At 55.2% G+C, this 23,364-nt stretch carries 24 protein-coding genes and 1 riboswitch; of the genes, 11 read left to right on the top strand and 13 right to left on the bottom strand.

What is annotated here, in order from left to right; genetic code table 11:
- Positions 1 to 11 precede the first annotated feature (11 nt).
- The 10 genes from AB1F12_RS03580 to miaB all read right to left on the bottom strand — a co-directional run bounded on the left by AB1F12_RS03580 (position 12) and on the right by miaB (position 9,606).
- Positions 12 to 662 carry a hypothetical protein gene (locus AB1F12_RS03580; protein WP_368186638.1) on the bottom strand — a complete coding sequence of 217 codons (651 nt, stop codon included), beginning with the start codon at positions 660 to 662 and terminating at the stop codon, positions 12 to 14.
- A 230-nt stretch (positions 663 to 892) separates the two neighbouring features.
- Complete coding sequence (locus tag AB1F12_RS03575; protein ID WP_368186636.1) at positions 893 to 1,264, bottom strand: hypothetical protein; 372 nt, start codon at positions 1,262 to 1,264, stop codon at positions 893 to 895.
- Positions 1,265 to 1,606: 342 nt separating this feature from the next.
- Entirely contained in the window at positions 1,607 to 2,788 is a 1,182-nt protein-coding gene (gene metK, locus AB1F12_RS03570; RefSeq protein ID WP_368186634.1) for a methionine adenosyltransferase, read from the bottom strand.
- Positions 2,789 to 2,794: 6 nt separating this feature from the next.
- Positions 2,795 to 2,844: riboswitch (SAM-SAH riboswitch) on the bottom strand.
- A 13-nt stretch (positions 2,845 to 2,857) separates the two neighbouring features.
- Positions 2,858 to 4,420, bottom strand: coding sequence for an apolipoprotein N-acyltransferase (gene lnt / locus AB1F12_RS03565; RefSeq protein WP_368186633.1), 1,563 nt, complete (start codon positions 4,418 to 4,420; stop codon positions 2,858 to 2,860).
- A gap of 1 nt (position 4,421) precedes the next feature.
- A complete protein-coding gene (locus AB1F12_RS03560; protein ID WP_368186632.1) occupies positions 4,422 to 5,303 on the bottom strand; it encodes a hemolysin family protein in 882 nt (293 codons plus the stop codon).
- Positions 5,304 to 5,350: 47 nt separating this feature from the next.
- Positions 5,351 to 5,842 (bottom strand): rRNA maturation RNase YbeY, encoded by a 492-nt coding sequence (ybeY, locus tag AB1F12_RS03555; protein ID WP_368186630.1) that lies wholly within the window; start codon positions 5,840 to 5,842, stop codon positions 5,351 to 5,353.
- Between the two features lie 170 nt (positions 5,843 to 6,012).
- Positions 6,013 to 7,011, bottom strand: a complete 999-nt coding sequence (locus tag AB1F12_RS03550; RefSeq protein WP_368188253.1) for a PhoH family protein — start codon at positions 7,009 to 7,011, stop codon at positions 6,013 to 6,015.
- A 180-nt stretch (positions 7,012 to 7,191) separates the two neighbouring features.
- Entirely contained in the window at positions 7,192 to 7,509 is a 318-nt protein-coding gene (locus AB1F12_RS03545) for a hypothetical protein (protein WP_368186628.1), read from the bottom strand.
- A gap of 11 nt (positions 7,510 to 7,520) precedes the next feature.
- Entirely contained in the window at positions 7,521 to 8,084 is a 564-nt protein-coding gene (locus AB1F12_RS03540; RefSeq protein WP_368186626.1) for an OmpA family protein, read from the bottom strand.
- 202 nt (positions 8,085 to 8,286) lie between these two features.
- Entirely contained in the window at positions 8,287 to 9,606 is a 1,320-nt protein-coding gene (miaB, locus tag AB1F12_RS03535) for a tRNA (N6-isopentenyl adenosine(37)-C2)-methylthiotransferase MiaB (RefSeq protein WP_368186625.1), read from the bottom strand.
- A gap of 120 nt (positions 9,607 to 9,726) precedes the next feature.
- Between miaB and AB1F12_RS03530 the strand changes: the two genes are divergently transcribed.
- On the top strand, positions 9,727 to 10,590 hold the full coding sequence (locus AB1F12_RS03530) for a hypothetical protein (RefSeq protein WP_368186623.1): 864 nt from the start codon (positions 9,727 to 9,729) through the stop codon (positions 10,588 to 10,590).
- Positions 10,591 to 10,597: 7 nt separating this feature from the next.
- On the opposite strand, the gene AB1F12_RS03525 is transcribed toward AB1F12_RS03530, so the two are convergent.
- Positions 10,598 to 11,179, bottom strand: coding sequence for a transposase (locus tag AB1F12_RS03525; RefSeq protein ID WP_368186622.1), 582 nt, complete (start codon positions 11,177 to 11,179; stop codon positions 10,598 to 10,600).
- A 60-nt stretch (positions 11,180 to 11,239) separates the two neighbouring features.
- Complete coding sequence (gene irr / locus AB1F12_RS03520; RefSeq protein WP_368186620.1) at positions 11,240 to 11,656, bottom strand: Fur family transcriptional regulator Irr; 417 nt, start codon at positions 11,654 to 11,656, stop codon at positions 11,240 to 11,242.
- A 217-nt stretch (positions 11,657 to 11,873) separates the two neighbouring features.
- Between irr and fabA the strand changes: the two genes are divergently transcribed.
- The 4 genes from fabA (at position 11,874) to AB1F12_RS03500 (ending at position 16,728) form a co-directional block, all read left to right on the top strand.
- Positions 11,874 to 12,383: a bifunctional 3-hydroxydecanoyl-ACP dehydratase/trans-2-decenoyl-ACP isomerase gene (fabA, locus tag AB1F12_RS03515; protein WP_368186618.1), complete on the top strand. Its 510-nt coding sequence runs from the start codon at positions 11,874 to 11,876 to the stop codon at positions 12,381 to 12,383.
- A gap of 160 nt (positions 12,384 to 12,543) precedes the next feature.
- A complete protein-coding gene (locus AB1F12_RS03510; protein ID WP_368186617.1) occupies positions 12,544 to 14,427 on the top strand; it encodes a PhoX family phosphatase in 1,884 nt (627 codons plus the stop codon).
- 183 nt (positions 14,428 to 14,610) lie between these two features.
- Positions 14,611 to 15,840 carry a beta-ketoacyl-ACP synthase I gene (gene fabB, locus AB1F12_RS03505; RefSeq protein ID WP_368186616.1) on the top strand — a complete coding sequence of 410 codons (1,230 nt, stop codon included), beginning with the start codon at positions 14,611 to 14,613 and terminating at the stop codon, positions 15,838 to 15,840.
- 99 nt (positions 15,841 to 15,939) lie between these two features.
- Positions 15,940 to 16,728, top strand: coding sequence for an enoyl-ACP reductase (locus AB1F12_RS03500; protein WP_368186615.1), 789 nt, complete (start codon positions 15,940 to 15,942; stop codon positions 16,726 to 16,728).
- A gap of 42 nt (positions 16,729 to 16,770) precedes the next feature.
- Here the strand turns inward: AB1F12_RS03500 and AB1F12_RS03495 are convergent, their stop codons facing one another.
- Positions 16,771 to 17,202, bottom strand: coding sequence for a peptidylprolyl isomerase (locus tag AB1F12_RS03495; RefSeq protein ID WP_368186613.1), 432 nt, complete (start codon positions 17,200 to 17,202; stop codon positions 16,771 to 16,773).
- 175 nt (positions 17,203 to 17,377) lie between these two features.
- Between AB1F12_RS03495 and AB1F12_RS03490 the strand changes: the two genes are divergently transcribed.
- The 6 genes from AB1F12_RS03490 to AB1F12_RS03465 all read left to right on the top strand — a co-directional run bounded on the left by AB1F12_RS03490 (position 17,378) and on the right by AB1F12_RS03465 (position 23,309).
- Complete coding sequence (locus AB1F12_RS03490; protein WP_368186611.1) at positions 17,378 to 18,055, top strand: haloacid dehalogenase type II; 678 nt, start codon at positions 17,378 to 17,380, stop codon at positions 18,053 to 18,055.
- A complete protein-coding gene (locus tag AB1F12_RS03485) occupies positions 18,055 to 18,885 on the top strand; it encodes an alpha/beta fold hydrolase (protein WP_368186609.1) in 831 nt (276 codons plus the stop codon). Before AB1F12_RS03490 ends, AB1F12_RS03485 begins: the two co-directional genes overlap by 1 nt.
- Positions 18,882 to 19,859, top strand: a complete 978-nt coding sequence (locus AB1F12_RS03480; RefSeq protein ID WP_368186607.1) for a threonine/serine dehydratase — start codon at positions 18,882 to 18,884, stop codon at positions 19,857 to 19,859. Before AB1F12_RS03485 ends, AB1F12_RS03480 begins: the two co-directional genes overlap by 4 nt.
- The gene (locus AB1F12_RS03475; RefSeq protein WP_368186606.1) at positions 19,856 to 21,061 is read left to right on the top strand and encodes an endonuclease/exonuclease/phosphatase family protein; all 1,206 of its coding nucleotides are present in this window, start codon (positions 19,856 to 19,858) and stop codon (positions 21,059 to 21,061) included. The genes AB1F12_RS03480 and AB1F12_RS03475 overlap by 4 nt, the downstream gene beginning before the upstream one ends.
- A 173-nt stretch (positions 21,062 to 21,234) precedes the next feature.
- The gene (gene pcaD, locus AB1F12_RS03470; protein WP_368186604.1) at positions 21,235 to 22,023 is read left to right on the top strand and encodes a 3-oxoadipate enol-lactonase; all 789 of its coding nucleotides are present in this window, start codon (positions 21,235 to 21,237) and stop codon (positions 22,021 to 22,023) included.
- 23 nt (positions 22,024 to 22,046) lie between these two features.
- Positions 22,047 to 23,309 carry a TCR/Tet family MFS transporter gene (locus AB1F12_RS03465; RefSeq protein WP_368186603.1) on the top strand — a complete coding sequence of 421 codons (1,263 nt, stop codon included), beginning with the start codon at positions 22,047 to 22,049 and terminating at the stop codon, positions 23,307 to 23,309.
- Positions 23,310 to 23,364: the final 55 nt, after the last annotated feature.

The following is a 23,364-nucleotide window of genomic DNA, read 5'->3' as shown; positions in this document are numbered from 1 at the left end:
GAAACGTCCGCTTAGGCCATTTTAAACGCGCGGCTAAGCAATTTATTGCACCGATAGGACAGATGCGACGACACCGCATCGGGCCCTAAATTGCGCCGTTGCAAAAACACCGATAACGCATAGGCGCGGGATTGCTGGCTCATGTAGCCTGACCAGCCCACATCATCGGCCGACTGCATTTGAAACACGCCAAATCCAGCGATGATACAACCCAAATCCGTGGCCAGTTCATGCGCCCCTTCACCACCGGGCACATCCTGCACATGCGGGGATAGGCGGGCATGCATCAATTCATGCGCCAGAGTATTGATAAACAAGCTGGGGCGTTTGATCAGGTCTGGATCAAAGCGGATAAATGGCACTCCTGCATCGTTCTGAAAAGTGCCAGATACCAATGACGTGGCCCGATAATCGATCCGGTACTCTTCTGAGACCTGATCCAATGGGGCCAGTTCAACTTGTTGATGGAATTCCATGTGGCGCTGGATGTCGTTTAGGACACCCCGGGCGGTTTCTATTCCGGTTCCGCCAGAGGCTTTGAAGAACGTTTTGGTCGGAAGGATGGGCTGTTTTGGGGGCTCAAAATGGTCATCAAACCACTCAAAACATTCCAAAATCCAGTCCTGCATATCCTCGGAAATCATTGGACGCGACCAAAACATAGCAAACTCCTTAACCCGATAGGGTTGAGATACGCGCCAACGCGCTCAAGTCAACACCTGTGGCACGTCAGATGACCTTGGCCTTTGCGTCAATAACCGGCCCTGACAACGAGAACCGGATGTTTGGGCAGAATGCAGCGAATGTCCGGTTAGCCCAGACCTTCCAGTTTGGTTGCCAGCAGCGAATGTCGGCAATTTGGCCTGCCGGGCCTGACAGATTGAATAGCGGACTAATCGTCTACCCAGAGTGGAGCACACGTTCCGTCGTCATTGTATGAGAACCGACGAACTTGACCAATGTTGACACTTACTATGCCAAACGAACGTGGAACCTTGGCGTCTACTTCAATAAAGGTTGGGGCTGCCAAGTCGTTTCGTTTTGCAAGTTGTGGGAGCACTTCTGGCGCGACCCCTTCGCAGATTTCCTGCGCCAGCTTGCTCAGTTGGTCTTCAGCAACCCATTCTGAAATATCGACTTTTATACCTAATCCGGGCACTTCATCCTCGAGAATGTACGTAATGTCCGTCACGTTTGTTTGGAGATCTTGGCCAAAAGCAAGTGAAGGCGCAAGGAATGAGAGGACAATGGCCAAACGACTCATATTGTTTTTTGATTTCCTATAACTAATTTTACGCCACTGATGGCAGCTTTTGAGGGCTACAACCAGCCGAGGAGTCAACGAACGCGCTCAGTTTTATCGTGGTGAACCTCATTTTTTGCCTTACCGAAGCAGACATCTAAGAGCAAATAGAGAACATCCGTTTTATCCCACAAAGCCGTCATTGAGTTTGAAATACCTAAGGATTGTGCCGGTATTGCTTAAAACGCGTCTCTGACACAATTCAGAAACTCTGCGGAGTCGCGTCAAACATTCGTGGCGTTTCACAATGCTCAACAAAAAAGCGCCCCAAAACCGGGGCGCTTTGTCGTCAATTTGGTCTGTTTAGACGGCTTTTTTCAGCGCCTCGACCAGATCGGTGTTTTCCCAGCTAAATCCGCCGTCCGCATCCGGTGTGCGGCCAAAATGGCCATAGGCCGCCGTGCGTTCATAGATCGGTTTGTTCAGACCCAGATGGGTGCGAATGCCGCGCGGTGTTAGGTCCATGACCTTTGGGATGGCCGCTTCGATTTCGGCGGCGCTGACGTTTGTTGCACCATGGGTGTCTACGTAGATCGACAATGGGCTGGCCACGCCGATCGCATAAGACAGCTGCACCGTGCACAGATCCGCCATGCCGGCTGCTACGATGTTTTTCGCCAGATAGCGCGCTGCATAGGCTGCGGAGCGGTCAACCTTGGTTGGGTCTTTGCCGGAAAACGCGCCGCCACCATGCGGGGCTGCGCCACCATAGGTGTCCACGATAATTTTGCGCCCGGTCAGGCCCGCATCCCCATCGGGACCGCCAATGACGAATTTACCGGTTGGGTTCACGTGCCACACCGTGTCGTCGGTCAGCCAGCCATCTGGCAGGACTTCGACAAAATAAGGTTCAACGATGGCGCGGATGTCGGCGCTGGTCAGGTTTTCGTCCAAATGCTGGGTCGACAGAACCAGTGAACTGACGCCAACCGGTTTGCCATCCACGTAATTCACAGATAGCTGCGATTTGGCATCCGGGCCCAGCGCAGGTTCTGTGCCGTTTTTGCGCACTTCGGCCAGACGACGCAGGATCGCGTGGGAATACTGGATCGGAGCAGGCATCAACGCGTCGGTTTCGTTGGTCGCATAGCCAAACATGATGCCCTGATCGCCAGCGCCTTCGTCTTTGTCTGCGGCCGCGTCCACGCCTTGGGCGATATGGGCGGATTGTTCGTGCAGCAGGTTGGTCACTTCCACGGTTTCGTGGTGGAATTTGTCCTGCGCATAGCCGATATCTTTGATACAGGCGCGTGTGATCGCGTCGATCCGGCCCATATAATCGGCCAACTTGTCCTGATCGGCCAGACCCACTTCGCCGCCAATCACAACCCGGTTGGTTGTGGCAAAGGTTTCACACGCAACGCGCGCCTCTGGTTCCTCAGCGATGAATGCGTCCAGAATGGCGTCTGAAATTCGGTCGCACACCTTGTCAGGGTGCCCTTCGGAAACGGATTCCGAAGTGAATGTGTAGTTCTTACGTGCCATGTATCGTGCTCCGTTGGTTTATTGTCCGCCACGTCAGGAAGCCGTTGTGGGGTGTTTTGCGGGTTTGGGTTACGCCGCAGGGGCGCGTGGGTCAATGATCATTCGGCGTCGCACTAAAACGGCACAACACAAGAGCCCGATCAGCAACAACGCGGGCTTATCGCCAAATCGTGCATAGATCGTCAACGGCGCGGGCGCAGGCAAGACAACATCGATCCAACCGGCCTGCCCCAACGGGATATGATCGCGGATCACACCATAGGGATCAATCAGCGCAGACACGCCCGTGTTGGCCACCCGGATCATCGGCAGCCCCTGTTCTACGGCGCGCAAGCGTGCCTGCGCCAGATGCTGAAAGGGACCAACAAATTCGCCGAACCAAGCATCATTTGTGATCATCAACAGGAAATCGGGGCGGGTGTCCCAGTTGTTCACTTCTTGCGCGAAAATGCCTTCGTAGCAGATCATCGGCAGGGCGTTTCCGACATTCGGCACCGACAGCACAGCCATTTGCCCCCTCGGCCCCTTGGCCCCGGCGCTGAACCCGCCGCCTTCGTTGGCAGCCAAACCGTGGATGCCAAACTGTCCCAGCAGGTCCGCAAACGGGACGTATTCGCCAAACGGCACCAAATGGGTTTTGTCATAGATATTCTGGACTTGCCCGCCGCGTCCCAACATCACCAAACTGTTGTAATACCGCGGTTCTTCTAGTCGCTGGATGCCAACGATCACCGGCACGCCTTGGGCGGCTTCGCCAATTTCTTCGAGTGCAGTGCCCGAATATTCAAGGAAATAGGGCACCGACGTTTCGGGCCAGACAATCAGATCGGGGGCAATGCCGGTTTCTGATTGGGCATTGGTAAAGCTCAATTGCCGTTCAAAAAACATCGGGGCCAGCTCTGGGTCCCATTTTTGGTCCTGCGGCGCATTGGGCTGGATCAACCGGATCACCGGCCCGTCCAATCGTGCTGTGTGGGCGGTTGTGGTCGTGGTCACCCCCCAAGCCAGCCCGACCCCGATCACCACAGCCCCCGTTTGCACAACCCAGCCAAGGCTGAACCGCACCTGCGCCAGCAAAACCGCCCCCGCCAAGGTCACAATCGTTAACCCATGTGGTCCGATCACCGACGCCAATTGCAGCAATGGCGTGTCAATCCAGATATGCCCCAGCAAAGCCCATGGAAACCCCGTGAAAATCACCGATCGCGTATATTCCAGAATGGCCAAACCCAGCGCCGCCCCCAGAATACCGGGCCCGATGAAACGGCGCGTGATCCCAAAGGCAATGGCCCAGAATAACCCCGCCCCCAGCGCCATAAAAAACAGGGCAAACGGGGCCATCCATCCATAGATTTCGGGCTGAACAAAAAACGGCTCTATGATCCAATTCAATGCAAGGGCGAAATATCCCCCGCCCAGCGCCCATCCCCATAACGCCGCCTGCCATGCTGTTTTTGCCGCCGGCACCATGGCCAGCGCCACCGCCAACGCCACCAACGTGATGGGCCATAAATCAAAAGGAGCCTGCCCCAATGCAGCCAGCGCACCAAGGACCGCAAATACAGTGATCCTAAGCCAGCCAGACCGCGCCGCCAGCCATGGGCCAAGCCCAGACATCAGATCGGCGCGCATCCTAGGCACGGCGCGGCAATTGAACCTTTAGGCGTTTGATCCGACGCGGATCCGCCTCAAGCACCTCAAATTCGATACCTGTGGGATGTTGCACAACTTCTCCGCGGGTGGGCACGTGACCGGCCAGCATAAACACCAAACCACCCAATGTTTCGATCTCTTCTTCGTCGATTTCTTCGTGTTCGGTCAGACCGGTGCCGATTTCCGCTTCGAATTCGTCCAACGGGGTTTTGGCCTGCGCAATATAACATCCCTGCCCTTCGCGCTGCCATAGATCCTCTTCGCCCAGATCGTGTTCATCCTCGATTTCACCGACGACCTGTTCCAGCAGGTCCTCAATCGTGACCAACCCGTCCGTGCCACCATATTCATCGATCACCAACGCCATATGGGTCCGTTCGGCCTGCATTTTCTGCAACAACACCCCAAGCGACATTGACGGTGGCACATAGATCAACGGCCGCAATGTTGCGCGTAAATCAAATGTGTTTTCGTCGCAGTGAAACCCATATTCCAGCGCGATGTCTTTGAGGTTCACAAAGCCGATTGGCGTATCCAGCGACCCATCAAAAACCGGCAAACGGGTTTTGCCGCTTTCGCGGAACAACTCGACCAGATCCGTCAGCGGCACATCCACTGGGGCGGCGACAATGTCAGGTTGCGGGACAGATACATCTTCGACGCGCATCCGGCGCAAATTCACAAGGCTGGGGGTTGGGGCGGCGGGCAAAACTTTGCCGTTCACATCTTCTGCGACGGCACCATTTACATCAGTCGGACTGAGGGCCTCTACGATGCGACTGAAAAAGCCGCGATTTGGTTCTTCTGTGTCTGGCCGCGCGCTTTGCGCAGCGTTAGACGACCCTTCTGTGGTCTCGCCCATGTTCTCCTACCGGTATGCAAAGGGCAAAAATGGCCCGCGCTTTCATTCTATGTCCTATATGGGTCCTTGATACCCAGTTTGCCAAGTATCTCTTGTTCCAACCGTTCCATCAGGGTGGCATCAAGGTCACGCTCATGGTCGTATCCCAGCAGATGTAGCACGCCGTGCACGATCAAATGCGTCACGTGATCATGCATGGATTTGTCTGCCTCGGCGGCTTCTCTCTGGCAGGTTTCAAACGCAATCGCGATATCCCCCAACTCAGAATCAGCGGCCGATGGCCAGTCTGGCTGCCCGCCATCCATCTCTGCGCCGCGTTCCGCACTGGGCCATGACAGCACATTGGTGGGCCTTGGCTTGCCCCTGAAATCAGAGTTCAGTTCGGCGATGCGGCTATCACTGCAGGCCAACACACTGACTTCAAACAGGTTTTCATCCAGTCCGATATGTGTCAACGCCGCGACGCATGCTTGGGTTGCGATGCTGTCTAGGTGTGCGTCCCGCCAACGCGGGTCTTCAATCAGAATATCTGCTGCCATGGCGCCGGTGTATCCCGCATCGCTGAATTACGAAAGGTATTGCGTTTATCAATTTGCATTCGGTAACACGACAACCGTTTAAAGAATGTGTTTAACACCCGTCAGGAAAATGATCGACGAATGTCAGGCATGACCCCGCCCAACAGCGAGATCACCAAAACAGCCAAAAATTATTTTTCGTCCGCCTCATAGGCATCAATGATTTTGGCGACCAAGGGATGGCGTACCACATCTTTGGAGGTGAAATAGTTAAAGCTGATCTTGTCGATATTCGACAAAAGCCGCTCTGCGTCACGCAGCCCCGATTGCACGCCGCGCGGCAAATCGATTTGCGACCGATCCCCGGTGATGACCATGCGCGATCCTTCGCCCAGACGGGTCAGGAACATCTTCATTTGCATGGTTGTGGCGTTTTGCGCCTCATCCAGAACAACAAAGGCATTGGCCAATGTCCGCCCGCGCATGAAAGCCAGCGGCGCGATTTCGATCTTTTTCTCTTCGATCAGTTTGGCCACTTGTTTTCCGGGCAAAAAATCATTCAGCGCATCATAAAGCGGCTGCATATACGGATCGACTTTATCCTTCATGTCGCCGGGCAGATAGCCCAGCTTCTCGCCCGCTTCGACGGCGGGTCGAGACAAGATAATCCGGTCCACATGCCCCCCCAGAAACAGGTTCACCCCTACAGCCACCGCCAAATAGGTTTTCCCGGTCCCCGCCGGCCCGATCCCAAAGGCCAGTTCATTGTCAAACAGCGACCGCACATAGGTTTTTTGCGCATCTGTGCGGGGCTCCACCAGCTTCTTGCGGGTCTTGATCTCAACCGAGCCGGGTTTGAACATCTCAATCTGGTCACCATCGCGGGTGCCGGTGCCTTTTTCGGATCCCCCCATGCGCAATTCGCGATCAATGTCAGCGTTTTCCACGGGGCGCCCCTGTTCCAACCGATTATACAGCGAATGCAATGTAGCTTCGGCGGCTTTGCAATCGTCTTCTTCGCCCATGACAATCAACAGATTGCCACGTCGCAAAATCTGAACAGACAATTTCTGTTCGATCTCTGCCAAATTGCGATCATGTTCACCGCAAAGGTCAATCAATAAGAAGTTATCGGGAAACTCGATCCGAATTTCAGAGCGAAGTTCAGTCCGCGTTTCTGTGTCATCCATCGGGGCGTCTTGGGGCGTGGTATTTGGGGCCAATCAGATCTCCTGAGTCTTGTGCCTAAAGGTATGGTGGCAACTTGTTGGCCTAACCGCAAGATGTCGTATGCGATTGTCACGCAATTGAGACGAAAAAGGCCGCAGCGTGGGGGCTGCGGCCTTAGATTGTCAGGATTTTCTTAACGTTTACAGAACGTCAGCAATCGGTGTGCCGTCTTTGAACGGGCCAACGGCTGTGTTGGGTTCTGCAACACCGGAACAAACCGGGGTCCCATCGGGTTGCAGGCGTTCTGACAGGTAACCTTCGACGCCATCGTCGATGATCCAGTGATCACAACCATTTGGATCAACCCAAACACCGGCAACCAAAGTCGACAAATGGTGGGCGTTGATGCCGCCATCAACAGATTTGTCAGGCCCGATGCGACGGATACCTTCGCCACCTTCACAGGCGGACAAGGCGAACCCAACAGAGACGAGGCAGAGAATTTTGATCGTTTTCATGGGTCGTCTCCTTAGCGCAGGCAATAGATTTCAACGCGACGGTTCTGCTGCATACCTTCGGCTGTGCCGTTGGTTGCGCGCGGCTGGCGTTCGCCAAAACCTTTCACGTCGACGATGCGTGCACCCGTTTGGGATGCAACAGATGCCACCATATTGGCGCGGCGATCGGACAATGCCATGTTGTATTCATCCGAAGCACGTGAATCTGTGTGCCCGTAGATGATGTAACCAAACGCATTGGTTTGATTAAAGAAATCCATCAGCCGGTTTTTGTTGGCATCCGAAATCCAGTGTTCATCCGTTACAAACAGCTGATCTGTTGGGATCACACCACAGATTTCGCTGCGTCGGCATACCGGGGATCCATCGCGGTTCCGGTGCGGGGTCATGAAACCCTCGGCGCCGTCATCCATCGCCCAATGTTCACAGCCATCTGGATCGATCCAGACAGTTGGTTCGTACCGCTCACCGTTTACAGTGCGCTGTTGGGCATTTGCCGCATCGCCCAGGACCGAAAGTCCCAGAACCGCTGCCATCAGGCCCCCCAGCGCGGTGCGTGCTGCATTATTAATCATGTTCGCCACCGCTTTCCTTACAAATATCATCCCGTGCCGGCGTCCAAACGCGCCAGCGATGCTATATCTTGCCAGTTTTAGACGAATTGTGCCAATTTAAAAGGGGTTTTGACCACATATTGTGGATCAACGGCAAACAATCCATAGTGATTTCCATGGATTGTTTCGCAGGTTAACGAAAATGAGCCATATTTTCGGGCCTTTATGTGGCGATCAATTGCCCGGCCAGAGAATTTGAGCTGCTGCTAACGATTCTTACCTTGGCGATTTTTCCGCGCAATTCAAGCGGCCCATCCACATGCACCGCGTGCAGATATTCGGATTTACCAACCATCTGCCCGGGCAAACGGCCTTCTTTTTCGAATAAAACATGCACATCGCGGCCAACCATCGCATCTTGTAGGTCACGTTGCTGTTGCACGATCTGTTGCTGCAACCGCGCCAGACGTTCCGATGCCACATCCGGGTCCACCATCAACGCTGTTTTCTCTGCGGCCGGGGTTCCGGGGCGCGGGGAATATTTGAACGAAAACGCCGTGCCATAGGCCGCTTCGCGGGTGATCGCCAATGTGTCTTCGAAATCCTGATCGGTTTCGCCGGGAAAGCCGACGATGAAATCACCCGACAGGTGCAAATCAGGGCGCACCGCGCGAATGCGTTCGATCAGTCGCAGATATTCCTCAGCGGTGTGTTTGCGGTTCATCGCCTTCAGAATGCGGTCGCTGCCCGATTGCACCGGCAAATGCAGATACGGCATCAGTTTTTCGCAATCCCCATGGGCGGCAATCAGGGCGTCATCCATGTCGTTGGGGTGGCTTGTCGTGAACCGGATCCGTTCCAGACCGTCGATTTTAGCCAGATCGCGGATCATACCCGCCAACCCGTTTTCGTGCCCATTATAAGCGTTCACATTCTGGCCCAGCAGGGTGATTTCCGCGACGCCCACCTCTACCAGATTGCGCGCCTCGGTCATGATGCGATCCGCCGGGCGGCTGACTTCGGCGCCGCGCGTATAGGGCACCACACAGAAGGCGCAGAATTTATCGCAGCCTTCTTGTACGGTCAAAAACGCCGTTGGGCCGCGCTTGGCCTTGGGGCGGGATTTCATCGCTTCGAACTTATCTTCCTCAGGAAAATCCGTATCCAGCGCCTTTTGGCCTTTACTCACGGCCTCTTCCATGGCGGGCAGGCGGTGATAGCTTTGCGGCCCCACAACCAGATCGACCATGGGCTGGCGTTTCATGATTTCCTCGCCCTCGGCCTGCGCAACACAGCCCGCAACCCCGATTTTCAGATCAGGATTGGCGGCCTTTAGACCTTTGTACCGTCCCAGTTCGGAATAAATCTTCTCAGCTGCTTTTTCGCGAATATGGCAGGTATTGAGCAGTATCATATCCGCCTCATCCGGCGATTTGACCTCTTCGTAGCCCTTACCGCCCAGCGTTTCTGCCATACGTTCACTGTCATAGACATTCATCTGACAGCCATAGGTTTTGATATAAAGCTTCTTTGGCGCGGACATGAGGATTCCTTGGGTTCACGGTCGATGGGTATCTAGCCCTTGCTTGGCTCTCTTGCAATGCACGCAGAATTAACCGACTTTGCGCCAAGCTGACGTGATGTGGCAAAGGGCAAGAACAAGATGCGGTATAACAGTCTGAACACGTTCAAAATGCAGGGCAAATCCAGCGTGTCTAAGGGACCCGTCGGACTGATCCTGATTGAGGATGACGTTGAGATTGACAGCACCATCCGCCATCATTTGGAATGTGGCTTTGCCCAGATCATCGTGTTTTCCGCGCCCCGCCACACAATTGATCCCGCGTTAGAGGCCAAAGTGATCCGTGTCGACCATGATATGCTGGCCGACAATGCCCTGACGGATGTCGTCAACACGGTCATCGATATGGCGCCCAAGGTTTGGCTTTATTATTGTTACAACACCGAATACCTGTTTTTCCCGTTCTCAGAACATCGCACAGTCGGTGAAATGGTGGCCTTTAGCACCGAAGAGCGGCGTTTTTCGATTCTGACCTATGTTGTTGATCTTTATGCCGGAAATCTGGATGAAAATCCCAATGCGGTATCAATCCAAGACGCGTATTTGGACAAATCCGGCTATTATTCGCTGGCACGTATGGATTCACAAAACAACGCGTTGGACCGTCAGTTGGATTTCTTTGGCGGCCTGCGTTGGCGGTTCGAAGAGCATATTCCAAAACCGCGCCGCCGTATTGATCGGATCGCGCTGTTTCGCGCCCAAGACGGGTTGCGCCTGAACGAAGATCACACCTTTAACGAGCCGGAATACAACACCTATTCCTGCCCATGGCACCACAATTTAACGGTGGCCATTTGTTCGTTCCGCACGGCCAAAGCGCTGAAACGTAACCCGGGCAGCACCTTTGAAATTCAATCCTTTCACTGGCACAATTCAGCGCCATTTTCCTGGCATTCCCAACAATTGCTGGATTTGGGTCTGATGGAACCGGGGCAATGGTTCTGATCCGCAATTAATGCAGGTCTGCCGTGTCCAGAATCACCTCTGATACAGGTCTAAAGCCGGGTTTCAGATGATCCCTATCGGATCGCGCAGCGCGTTGGGCGGATTGGGATCGGTTTCGCCGATAAAGGGATGAAAACGGCCAGTCGCCTGCACGTTTTGCCAGCCCTGCGGAAATAGGCGCGGTGATGGCCAGATGGCGATGCAATGCCAAATCGCCTTCGTCCTGGATCAGATGTTCCCAAAATCTCCGCTGCCAGATCGCATTTGCGCGCCCCTCGGATTGAGGCGTCACAGAATCAGGCAGGTTTCTGGAAAACGCAGATTTGATCAGCCGCCAGCGTTTGGCGTAATCCGCATCCTGATCCGGCAAATGCCAGATCATATGCATCCGATTTGGCAGGATCATCGCGGTATCAATCTCAAAGGCCCACCTTTTGCGGGCCAATGACACGGCTGACCGCAATATATCCACATGATCAACCAACAAAGTCGCATGTGGATCGCGCAGCCTGAGCGTAAAGAAATAGGTCCCCCCAGGGACCTTATGCCGGGATGGCATCTGGGATGAGGTCGTGAGCGAGCGTGACATAAGCTCAGCTTGGGCAAACTTAGTAAACAGGGCATTAACGCCCCATAAACCTTTGTGTATTCAGGTTTTTCTAAGCCGGATCACCACGTCAACCTTGGCGATTTCCATGCCATCAGGGGCATCTGGCAGCTGCGCGATCTTTAACTCGGCGGCCGGTGCATCGGTTAGACGTGCCTCGTCTTCCCAATAGAAATGCGGGTGATCGGACATGTTGGTGTCAAAATAGCTGCGCGACCCATCGACAACGATTTCACGCAGCAAACCGGCATCACAGAACGCACGCAACGTGTTATAAACCGTTGCCAAAGATACCTTTTCTTCGGTTTCAGAGGCCGCATCATACAGGCTTTCGGCGGTGACGTGACGGTCATTTCCATCCCCCACAAGCAACGCTGCAAGCGCCACACGCTGGCGCGTGGGACGAACACCGGCCTGATTAAGCCAAGCGCCTCCTCTGGTGGTTGCATCTGTGTTCATGGTCTGCCCTATAAAATGTCGCGCCACTTTACAGCGGTTTTGGGCCAGAATTCAAATGAATAGAAAATGACACGGTTTTGGGGTCACCAAGTCGGGCCAATTGCGCGGCAATTCTAAACAATTCTTACCCTTTATCCGCAATCGTGGCGCACTTGCCCTTGCAGCACCCCGAGTGATAGAGGGGATGAAGCAACCGAGATAAAAGGACCCAATGCCCATGGCCAACTTCCCAAGCAGTTTTGACCGCGACGACCTCTTGAAATGCGCCCGCGGCGAGCTTTTTGGCCCAGGCAATGCCCAGCTGCCAGAGCCGCCGATGTTGATGATGGATCGCATCACAGACATTTCCGAGGATGGCGGCGCACATGGCAAAGGCCATGTTCTGGCTGAGTTTGATATCAAGCCGGACCTGTGGTTTTTCGACTGCCATTTTCCGGGAAATCCAATCATGCCCGGCTGTCTGGGACTGGATGGATTGTGGCAGCTGACCGGGTTTAACCTGGGCTGGCGCGGCTGGACGGGACGCGGCTATGCCTTGGGTGTCGGAGAGATCAAGCTAAAGGCAATGGTACGCCCAGATGCGAAATTGCTGACCTATAAAATCGACTTTACCAAAGCGGTGCAAACCCGTCGTCTGACCATGGGCGTGGCCGATGGCATCGTCGAGGTGGACGGCGAATTGGCCTATGAAGTCAAAGACATGAAGGTCGCCCTGAGCGAAAGCTAAGGGCGCAGACCACCCCAGACTGTCGTAATACTTTCTTAACTCCTTTGCAGAATCGTTACGAAGGATTGGCAAAACCGCCTGAGCAATTTCGGTTGCTCAGCACACCCGCCACAAAGGCGGGCCACCGTTAGCATTTGCCAGCTTTAAGGAAGTACCCCCCATGTCTGACAAGACTTTGATCGATCTGTCCTGGGACGATTTCGACGAACATCGTGACCCACGTTCAAATAACAACCAGTTTGACGCCGTTGTAGAAAAAGCCATTTCCCGTCGCGGTTTTTTGGGCGGCGCATTGGCGTTTGGGTCAGGTGCAGCCGTGTTTGGCACGGGTCTGTTTTCAACCACAACATTGGCACAAGCGGCCGGTCATCAGAAATTCGCGTTTGAACCCGTAGATATCGCCACCGATTTTGATGTGCATGTGCCAGCGGGCTATGCCCATAACGTTCTGGTGCGCTGGGGCGATGCCCTGTGGTCCGAAGCCAACGGCGCCTATTCCGCAGAAACCGGTGTTTCCGTGGACATGTCAGACAAAGTCTTTGGCGAAAACACAGACGGCATGGAATTGTTCAACGTCGATGGCAAAGAAGTCATCACGGTGAACTCCGAATATGTGAACCCAAAGATCAACCTGCCCGACAGCTCTGAGGGTACGCCGCAAAACGCAGACGAAGTGAAACTGCTGAAAAACCTGCAAGGTGTGACCGTCATGGAAATCGCCCGTGGCGAAGCCGGTTATCAAGTGGTTGTCGACAGCCCGCTGAACCGCCGCATCACCCACGAAACCGAAATGGTGCTGGCAGGTCCTTTGGCCGGTCACGCACTGGTGCAAACCAATGCAGACCCTGATGGCATGACAGTCAAAGGCACCATGAACAATTGCGGGTCCGGGCGCACCCTTTGGAACACGTATCTGACCTGCGAAGAAAACTTTAACGGCTATTTCGGCGCAACCGGCGAAGAGCCAACCGGCGAAGGTTACAGCCGCTATGGCATCGGTGGCGAAGGCCGCTATGCCTATGAAAAGTTCGACACGCGCTTTGATATTTCGGTTGAACCAAATGAGCCGCACCGCCATGGTTTCATTACAGAAATCAACCCTGCGGACCCGACATCGACACCGATCAAACGCACCGCTTTGGGTCGTTTCAAACATGAAAACGCATCCATGGTTCACGCCAAAGACGGCCGTGTTGTGGTCTATATGGGCGATGATGAGCGTGGCGAATATCTGTACAAATTTGTGTCCAACGGCGTTTGGGAAATCGGTACGGATGGGGGCGACTTGCTGAATGACGGCACGTTGTTTGCGGCCAAATTCAACGATGACATGACCGGTGAATGGCTGGCACTGACACCAGAAACCACAGGCATGGACGCCGCTGAAATCCTTTGTTTCACCCGCATGGCGGCCTCGGCTGTTGGGGCCACAACGATGGATCGGCCGGAATGGGTTGCATCCAACCCGGTCAAAGTCGAAAGCTATTGCGCGCTGACCAACAACAAAAACCGCGGCGTAAAGCCAAATGCCGGTGGCGACGACACATCCGTGAACGCGCCAAACCCGCGTGAAACCAACCATTACGGCCAGATCGTGCGCTGGACCCCTGCGGATGAAAACCACGCTGCGGATGTGTTCGGCTGGGATCTGTATGTGATGGCGGGCAACCCGACCGTTTACGACAATGAATATGCCGGGTCTGACAACATCAATGCGGGCAACATGTTCAATTCGCCCGACGGGATGGTGTTTGATTCAACCGGCATGTTGTGGATCCAAACGGACGGCAACTACAAAAACGAAGGCGACTTTGAGGGCATGGGCAACAACCAGATGCTGGTTGGCGATCCTGAAAGCGGTGAAATCATCCGCTTTATGACCGTGCCAAACGGTGCCGAAGTGACCGGCCTGTGCTGGAACCTGGACAAAACCGTCGCCTTTGTCGGCGTGCAGCATCCCGGTGGGTCCTGGCCTGATGGCAACGGCAAACCCCGGTCGTCTGTGGTCGCCGTGTGGCGCGAAGACGGCGCCGTGATCGGCTAATCGGATCATCCGATTTATCTAGGGGGCATCGGCGCAATCCGGTGCCCTTTTTCTATTTGCGCCCATAAAGGTGGCGTTAATCGGATCGCATTGCAGGCAGAGGTCACTGTGTCTCATACCTATCTGCTTGCTGTTGTGCCCTCGCCTGCCTTACACAGGCAGTTAACAAACAGAGGAGAGCGCATGCGCCGCGTCGTCGTTACAGGTCTTGGCATTGTGTCCCCTATCGGGAACAACGCCGCCGAAGTCACCGCCGCCCTGAAGGCTGGCAAATCAGGCATCGAAGCCTGCGCGCCCATGGTCGAACACGGGTTTCGCAGTCAGATTGCGGGTACGCTGAAAATTGACGTCGCCGAACATGTGGACAAACGCACATTGCGGTTCATGGGGCCGGGTGCGGCCTATGCGCATATCGCCATGCAACAGGCGATCGCGGATTCCGGTCTGGAAGAAAGCGATATTCAAAATCCGCGCACAGGTCTGGTGGCCGGGTCCGGTGGACCATCCACATCCGCAATGCTGGCCGCGCATCAAACCGTACTGGAAAAAGGCGCGCCAAAACGCATCGGGCCATTTGCTGTGCCCAAATGCATGTCGTCGACCATTTCCGCCAACCTGTCGACAGCCTTTAAAATCAAAGGCATCAACTATTCCATCACATCCGCCTGTTCCACATCCCTGCACTGTATCGGCAACGCGGCCGAACAGATCATGATGGGCAAACAGGACGTGATGTTTGCCGGTGGCGGCGAAGAATTGGACTGGACCCTGTCCTGTCTGTTTGACGCCATGGGTGCGATGTCCAGCAAATATAACGACACGCCAGAACGCGCCTCGCGGGCGTTTGACGCGGATCGCGACGGGTTCGTGATCGCGGGTGGCGGCGGTATTGTGGTCCTAGAAGATCTGGAACATGCCCAAGCGCGCGGCGCAAAAATCTATGCCGAAGTCACAGGTTACGCCGCCACATCTGACGGTCATGACATGGTGGCCCCATCAGGCGAAGGCGGCGAACGCGCCATGCGTCTGGCGCTGCAGACCATCCCAGAGGGTCGCAAAGTCAGCTATATCAACGCCCATGGCACATCCACCCCCGTCGGGGATGTGGGCGAAGTCGAAGCGGTGCGTCGCGTATTTGGCGAAGGTCAGACCCCGCCGATCAGTTCGACCAAATCCATGACCGGTCACAGCCAAGGCGCCACCGGCGCCCAAGAAGCGATCTATTGTCTGTTGGCCTTGGAAAACGACTTTATCATTCCGTCGATCAATGTCGAAAATCTGGACCCGGCCCTGAACCCCGCTGAAATCGCCACGGATCTGGTGGAAAATGCAGGTTTGGACACGGTCATGACCAATTCATTTGGGTTTGGCGGCACCAACGGGTCGATGTTGTTGTCCAAATTCCGCGGCTAATTGGTTTCAAAAAACCTTTGAAATAAGTCTTAACACAGTTTAACGCCACGACATCCCCACGGGTTTCGTGGCGTTATGATTTAAAACAGGAGCATAACCATGACCCTTTCGATGGCAGGCAAAAGAGGCCTGATCATGGGCGTTGCCAATGAACGGTCTATTGCATGGGGCGTCGCCCGTGAAATGCACAAAGCCGGGGCCGAGCTGGCCTTTTCCTACCAAGGTGAAGCGTTCAAAAAACGACTGGAACCTTTGGCACAAAGCGCTGGCAGCGATTTTCTGGTCGACTGCGATGTGACGGATGATGCATCGATGGATACGTTGTTTGATGAACTGAAAACCCGCTGGGGCAGCATCGATTTTGTGGTCCACGCCATCGCCTATTCGGACAAAAACGAATTGACAGGTGATATCCGGGACACAACCCGCGACAATTTCAAAAACTCGTTGGATATCAGCTGTTTTTCATTGATTGACGTGTCACGCCGTGCGGCGGAAATCATGCCAAATGGCGGGACAATCCTGACCATGACCTATCAGGGCGCCAACCGCGTGACCCCCTATTACAACGTGATGGGTGTGGCCAAAGCGGCGCTGGAAAGTGCGACCCGTTATCTGGCCAACGATCTGGGACGCCAAGGTATCCGCGTGAACGCGATTTCACCCGGCCCGATGAAAACGCTGGCCGGTGCGGCGATTGGCGGCGCGCGACGCACGTTCAAACACACCGAACAAAACGCCCCAATGAAGGCCAATGCAACACTGGCCGCCGTGGGTGGCACGGCTGTTTATCTGGCGTCTGATGCGGGGGCCTGCACAACCGGTGAAATCATCCGCGTGGATGGTGGGTATCATGTGCTGGGCATGCCTCAGATTGAGAACATGTAATCACATGGGCCGCGCAACACGCGGCCCATTTTTCACACGCATTTATGCGGTGATTTCAACCATTTCGATGGCAAAGGTCAGGTCCTGACCTGCCAGCGGGTGGTTTGCATCCAAAACGATTTCTGTTTCGTTGGCTTCGACGATGGTCACAGGAATAGCTTGGCCATTTGGGGCCTGCATCTGCAATTGTGTGCCCGGCTCGGTTGGGATTTCGTCGGGAATATCGGCGCGTGGCACGGCTTGGCGCGCCTCTGGGTTCACTTGGCCATAGGCTTCGTCACAGGGCACCTGCACGGTTTTCTTGTCACCAACCACCATGCCGGGGATCGCTTTGTCCAAGCCGGGAATGATCTGACCAGATCCAACAGCGAATTCCAGCGGATCGCGGCCCTCTGAGCTGTCGAAAACGTCGCCATTGTTCAGGGTGCCGGTGTAATGAATGCGTACGGTATCACCCGCTTTGGCTTGGGTCATGATTGTCTACCTTATGGTGAAAATTTGATGCGGCACCTTAATTGGCAGGGGTGCAAAACGCAAACCGCGTTAACACCTTGTGCCAAAACGCCCCAATGCGCGCATTGTGCGGTTACAATTTTCGGCTTTCCCCGCCACTTGGCCCATGCCAAGCTCTGGCCAAAGGAGACCCCGAATGCCGATCACGACCTGTATTTTTGACGCCTATGGCACGTTGCTGGATGTCAATGCCGCCGCCCGCGAAGCCGCCGGCGAGCCGGGCCATCAGAAACTGGCCGAGGTCTGGCCAAAACTGGCTGCAGATTGGCGCGCCAAGCAGTTGCAATACACGTGGCTGCGCGCTGTGGCGGATCAGCATTGCGATTTTTGGCAGGTCACGCAGGACGGGCTGGATTGGGCGATGGAGGCATCCAATCTGGACGATCCGGAACTGCGCGAACGTCTGTTGGCGCTGTATTATGAATTGGCCGCCTATCCCGAAGTGCCCGATATGTTAGCAACCCTGAAATCGCGTGGGTTGAACACGGCGATCCTGACCAATGGCACACCAGATATGGTATCAGCCGCCTGCGGATCGGCCGGGATCGATGAATTGCTGGACGATGTCCTAAGCGTGCAATCCGTCGGCGTTTATAAACCCCATGACAGCGTTTATGCACTGGTGGAACAGCGGTTCAACTGCACACGCGACGAGGTTCTGTTTGTGTCATCCAATGGTTGGGACGCCGCCGGGGCCGCCGGGTTTGGGTTCGACACCGTTTGGGTCAACCGCGCAGGCGACCCGCTGGATCGGCTTTATGCCACGCCAGACCACATTCTGACTGACCTGACCACAATCCCGGATTTTGCCTGATGCCCACATTTATCACCAGCGACGGCCTGACCTTGCATTATGAGGATCAAGGTTCCGGCTCCGTTCTTTTGTGTCTTGCTGGACTGACCCGCAATGCGCGGGATTTTGAACCGCTACTGCCCCATCTGCCACATCACCGGATCATCCGTTTGGATTATCGCGGCCGGGGCAACAGCGACTATGACCCTGATTTCACCCATTATTCCGTCCCCCGCGAAGCCGAGGACGTGATCGAATTGCTGGATCATCTGGCATTGGACCGGGTCACGCTGTTGGGCACGTCGCGGGGCGGGCTGATCGCCATGATGCTGGGCGCGACCCATGTGCACCGACTAAATGGTGTGATCCTGAACGATATCGGCCCGGTGATCGACATGCCCGGCCTGTCGCGGATCATGGCCTATGTGGGCAATAAACCCGTGGCAAAAACTTATGACGACGCAGCGCTGGGGCTGGCCAAATTTTACGGCGACGAATTCCCCGGTGTCAGCGTTGAAACATGGCGTCGTCAGGCGGTTGCGATGTATCTGGAAACCGAAACCGGGTTGGAATTGCGATACGATCCGGCGCTCAAGGATGCGTTTAACGCACAGGCTTCTTCTAACGAAGAGGTCGATTTATGGCCGTTGTTTGAAACGTTAAATGCCGTTCCCGTGGCTGTGATCCGGGGCGGGAACTCAGATCTTTTGTCGGCAAAAACCTTGTCCGATATGCAGGCCCGTCATCCCAATCTGATCGCGGCTACAGTGCCGGATCGCGGCCATGTGCCGTTTTTAGATGAACCCGAAAGCCTGACCATGATCCACACCCTATTGGAGCGCACAGCATGAGCAATATCGACATGATCCGCGCCGCGCAGCAGCGGCTAAAGGGACGCGCGCGCCATACGCCGCTATTGTCGTCCCCGTTTCTGGACGACATTGCCGGGCGTCGGGTTCTGCTGAAACCAGAATGCCTGCAACATACCGGATCGTTCAAATTTCGCGGGGCTTGGTCGGCTCTGTCTGCCCTGCCTGATGATGTGCGCAAACACGGGGTGATCGCGTTTTCATCCGGCAATCATGCCCAAGGCGTGGCCTATGCCGCCGCCCAGCATGGCGTGGCGTCGGTGATTGTCATGCCCAATGACGCGCCGCAACTGAAAATCGACAATACCCGCGCGCTGGGGGCCGAAGTGGTTCTCTATGATCGCCCCGGCGGTGAAAGCCGCGAAGCCTTGGGTGACAAAATCGCGACCGAGCGGGGCCTGACATTGGTGCGCCCGTTTGATGACCCCCAGGTGATCGCGGGCCAAGGCACGGCTGGTCTGGAAATCGCCCAAGATGCCAATGCGCTAGGGATCAAGGATGCCGACGTTCTGGTACCCTGTGGCGGTGGCGGCCTGACCTCTGGGATCGCGATGGCGCTGGCCGCGGATGCGCCGGGGTTGCGGGCACGGCCCTGTGAACCAGTCGGGTTTGACGACGTGAAACGATCCCTCAGCTGCGGGGAAATTCAACGCAACAGCGCGCAATCCGGGTCGATCTGTGACGCCATCATCACACCGCAACCAGGCAACATCACATTTCCGATAATGTCCGATCTGTGTGGCCCCGGCATAACCGTGTCTGACGACGATTGCCAGCGCGCCATGGCGGCGGCGTTCACCCGATTAAAGGTCGTGATCGAACCGGGCGGCGCTGTGGCTTTGGCGGCCGCACTCTATCGCCCTGATACAATATCGGGCGACACCGTGATTGCCGTGGCGTCAGGTGGAAATGTAGATTCCAAAATGTTTCAACAAGCCTTGGAGAAATACGCGTGACCGACTTTACCATTGCCAGCTTTAACGTGAAAAACCTGATCGGCGCCGGGCAGGAATATTACAAATATCAGGAATACACGCCCGAAGAATTTGCCTGGAAACAGGATTGGATGGCGGATCAGCTGTTGACGATGGACGCGGATATCGTTGGGTTCCAAGAGATCTTTGAAGAAAGTGCGCTGGCTTCGGTCATCGCCGAGGCCGACAAACGTGGGATCGCAACAAATGAAATCACCATCCCCGACCGGTCCAAACGCTATCATAAACGCGCGATTTTTCGCAAACTGGCCTATCGTCCCTATACGGATGCGCAACTGGCCTTTGCCTCCAATGCCAATGATGGCGGCCCCGGTCAGCGCCGCCCCGGTTTGGCGGTTCTGTCACGGTTTGGGTTCAAAGGCGCGCCCGAAATCATCCAAAAACTGGATGAACCGCTGGATATCCCATTGCAGGCCTTGGGTGGGGGCGATGCGGGATCATATCGCGTTGAACGTCTGTCGCGCCCGATCCTAAAGGTGCGCGTTCCTGTGGGCGGCGAAGTCATCACCGTGTTCAACTGTCATCTGAAATCCAAACTGGGGGAATTTGTCCGTCCCGAAGGCGCAGAATTTGCCCCAGAATCCGACCTGACCGCCTATGATCCGGTGGGCCGCGCATTGGGCGCGATGCGGGCGGCGTTGCGCCGGATGGCCGAAGCCTGGGTTCTGCGTCGCGAAATTGTCAAAGAAATCGAACTGGGGCGCCCGGTGATGGTGCTGGGGGATTTTAACGACGGCGAACATGCGGTCAGTTCGGAAATCATTTCCGGCGAGGCCCCGTTCAAGAATTACAGCTGGATGTTGCGGCACAATGCCAAACACGCCAATGATCGTTACAGCCGTCAGGAAAACGAACAAATCACCGAAGGCGTTGAATCTGTGCGCCTGCATTCCGCCGAAAAACTGTTTGTACGCAAAAGCTTGCGGGACATGGTCTATACCTCGGCCTTTGGCGGCGTGTTTGAAAGCATCGACCAGATTTTCCTGTCCCGCCATTTCCACCCCGATTACGCCGATCGCATCGCGGATATGGAATATTTCAGCGTGCTCAACGATCATCTGACCGACGGTTCCCACCCCGAAGCGCCCTATAACAAACTCGCTTCGGATCATGGTCAGATCATTGCCCATATGCGTTTGAAACAGGATGACCAAGACAATTGACATTGTAACAGATTCTTGATCAAGTTCGCATCGGGAGGAGCATAACACGGTCATGAGGTTCATTCGGAACCGGAGGCTGTAGAGTGCTAGCTGGTTCGGGCCACGTTTCTACGTCGGCCCGAACCGCAAATTTTCCCGCTTCATTTAGGCCGCCACGGACAGAGGAAACTTTGATGCTCGTTCATAAAATTGATCGCGCTGGCGTCACGCTGCATGCCACGGAACAGGGGGCGGGGCGCGATGTGGTTTTGGTGCATGCGTTGGGGCTAGACCATCATGTCTGGGATGAAATGATCGCCCACATGCCCGACAATATCCGCATCATTCGCGCCGATATGCGTGGGCATGGTCAATCTGACGTGCCCGATGGCCCCTATTCGATGGGGGCTTTGATTGCCGATCTAGAAGCAATCTGTGTCGCGCTAAACGTCAAAGACGCCATTGTGGTTGGCCTGTCGATTGGCGGCATGATTGCGCAGGGTCTGGCGGTCAAACGGCTTGATCTGGTGCGAGGGTTGGTCCTGTCTAATACGGCGGCAAAAATTGCGCAGCCTTCTGTGTGGCGCAAACGGATCGAAGCGATCCAAGACAACGGGTTAGGCGACATTGCCGACGACACAATTCAGCGTTGGTTTTCAAAGGATTTCCTGCGGGACGGGGATGTCGCCCATTGGCGAAACCAAATTATGCAAACCAACGTGACCGGATATGCCGCCTGTTGCGCGGCCATTGCGGGCACTGATTTTTTCACCCCCACCAGCAGTTTGCGCTTGCCCACCTTGGGCATCGCCGGATCCGAAGACGGATCAACACCCCCGGATTTGGTGCGCGAAACCATCAATCTGATCCCGGGATCGCGATTTGAACTGATGCGCCGTGTTGGGCATTTGCCTTGTGTTGAAAAACCTGCTGAAGTCGCCGCATTACTGACTGAATTTTTGACCGATACCGGACATATTTAACGGGTTTCCCGTCCAAGGATGACATGCACGCCTCAGACCAACCCTCAGCGCAAAGCAGCGGCCAGAAAAAGCGCGCTTTTTCGTTTATTGTCATCACCTTGGTTCTGGACGCGATGGGGTTTGGTCTGGTCATTCCGGTGATGCCTGACCTGATCAAAGGCATTCAGGGCGGCACATTGGGCGATGCGGCCGTGTGGGCCGGAATCATGACCACTGTCTTTGCGGTGATGCAATTTCTGTTCGGCCCCACCATCGGGTCGCTGTCAGACAGGTTCGGGCGTCGCCCGGTTTTGCTGATGTCGTTATTTGTCATGAGCCTGGATTATCTGGTTCTGGCGCTGGCGCAAAACCTGTGGCTGTTGCTGGTCATCCGCATGATCGGTGGGATCACCGCCGCGACCCATTCCACCGCTAGTGCCTATGTGGCGGATATTTCTGATCCAGATGACAAGGCGGCTAACTTTGGCATTCTGGGGGCCGCCTTTGGGGTTGGTTTTGTGCTGGGACCGGTGATCGGCGGTTTGCTGGCCGAATTTGGGGTGCGCGCCCCGTTTTACGCTGCGGCGGCTTTGGCCTTTGCCAATATGGTGTTTGGCTATTTTGTGCTGCCCGAAACCGTCACCGACCGCATTCGTCGCCCGTTTGAATGGCGCCGTGCCAATCCTGTCGGAGCGTTTCGCAAAATCGTGGAATTACCCCAAATCCGGGTGCTGTTGGCGCTGTTTTTCATCTATGAATTTGCGCTGATGGTCTATTCGGTCACTTGGGCGTTTTTCACTCAAGAACGACTGGGCTGGGACAGCCGAATGGTGGGCTGGTCGTTGGGGGCCTATGGTATTTCGATCGCGGTGGTGCAGGCCGTGTTGCTGCGATACGTGCTACGCTGGCTGGGCAACCGGTTGACGATCATCTGGGGCATCGTGTTTGAACTGACTGCCATGGTATTTCTGGTCTTCGTAACCCAAGGCTGGATGGTCATGGCCTTTATTCCGATCATGGGGTTGGGCGCGGTGGTCCACCCTGCCCTGACCGGCGTCATGAGCCGCATGACCGACGACAACCAACAGGGCGAATTACAGGGCGTGCTCAGTTCAATCCGCTCGGTCGCCCATATCTTTGCGCCGATGGTGATGGGCTATATTTTCTGGTTCTATACCCGCGAAACCGGGCTTTACCTGCCCGGTGCGCCCTTTGCCTTTGCGGCGATATTAACCTTGATCGGCTTGGTCATTTTTGTAGGCTTTACCCAACGGGATCGGCCAAGACCGACATCAAACCGTCGCTAAAGGAATAGCGCAGGCAGATGTGGGACGATGAACTGATTGAACCGATCAGGCGCAC

The sequence above is a fragment of the Aestuariibius sp. HNIBRBA575 genome (assembly GCF_040932005.1).
Lineage (GTDB): Bacteria > Pseudomonadota > Alphaproteobacteria > Rhodobacterales > Rhodobacteraceae > CANLNM01.
Note: the sequence above shows the minus strand (reverse complement) of the source record. Positions and strands in the feature narration are given on the sequence as shown.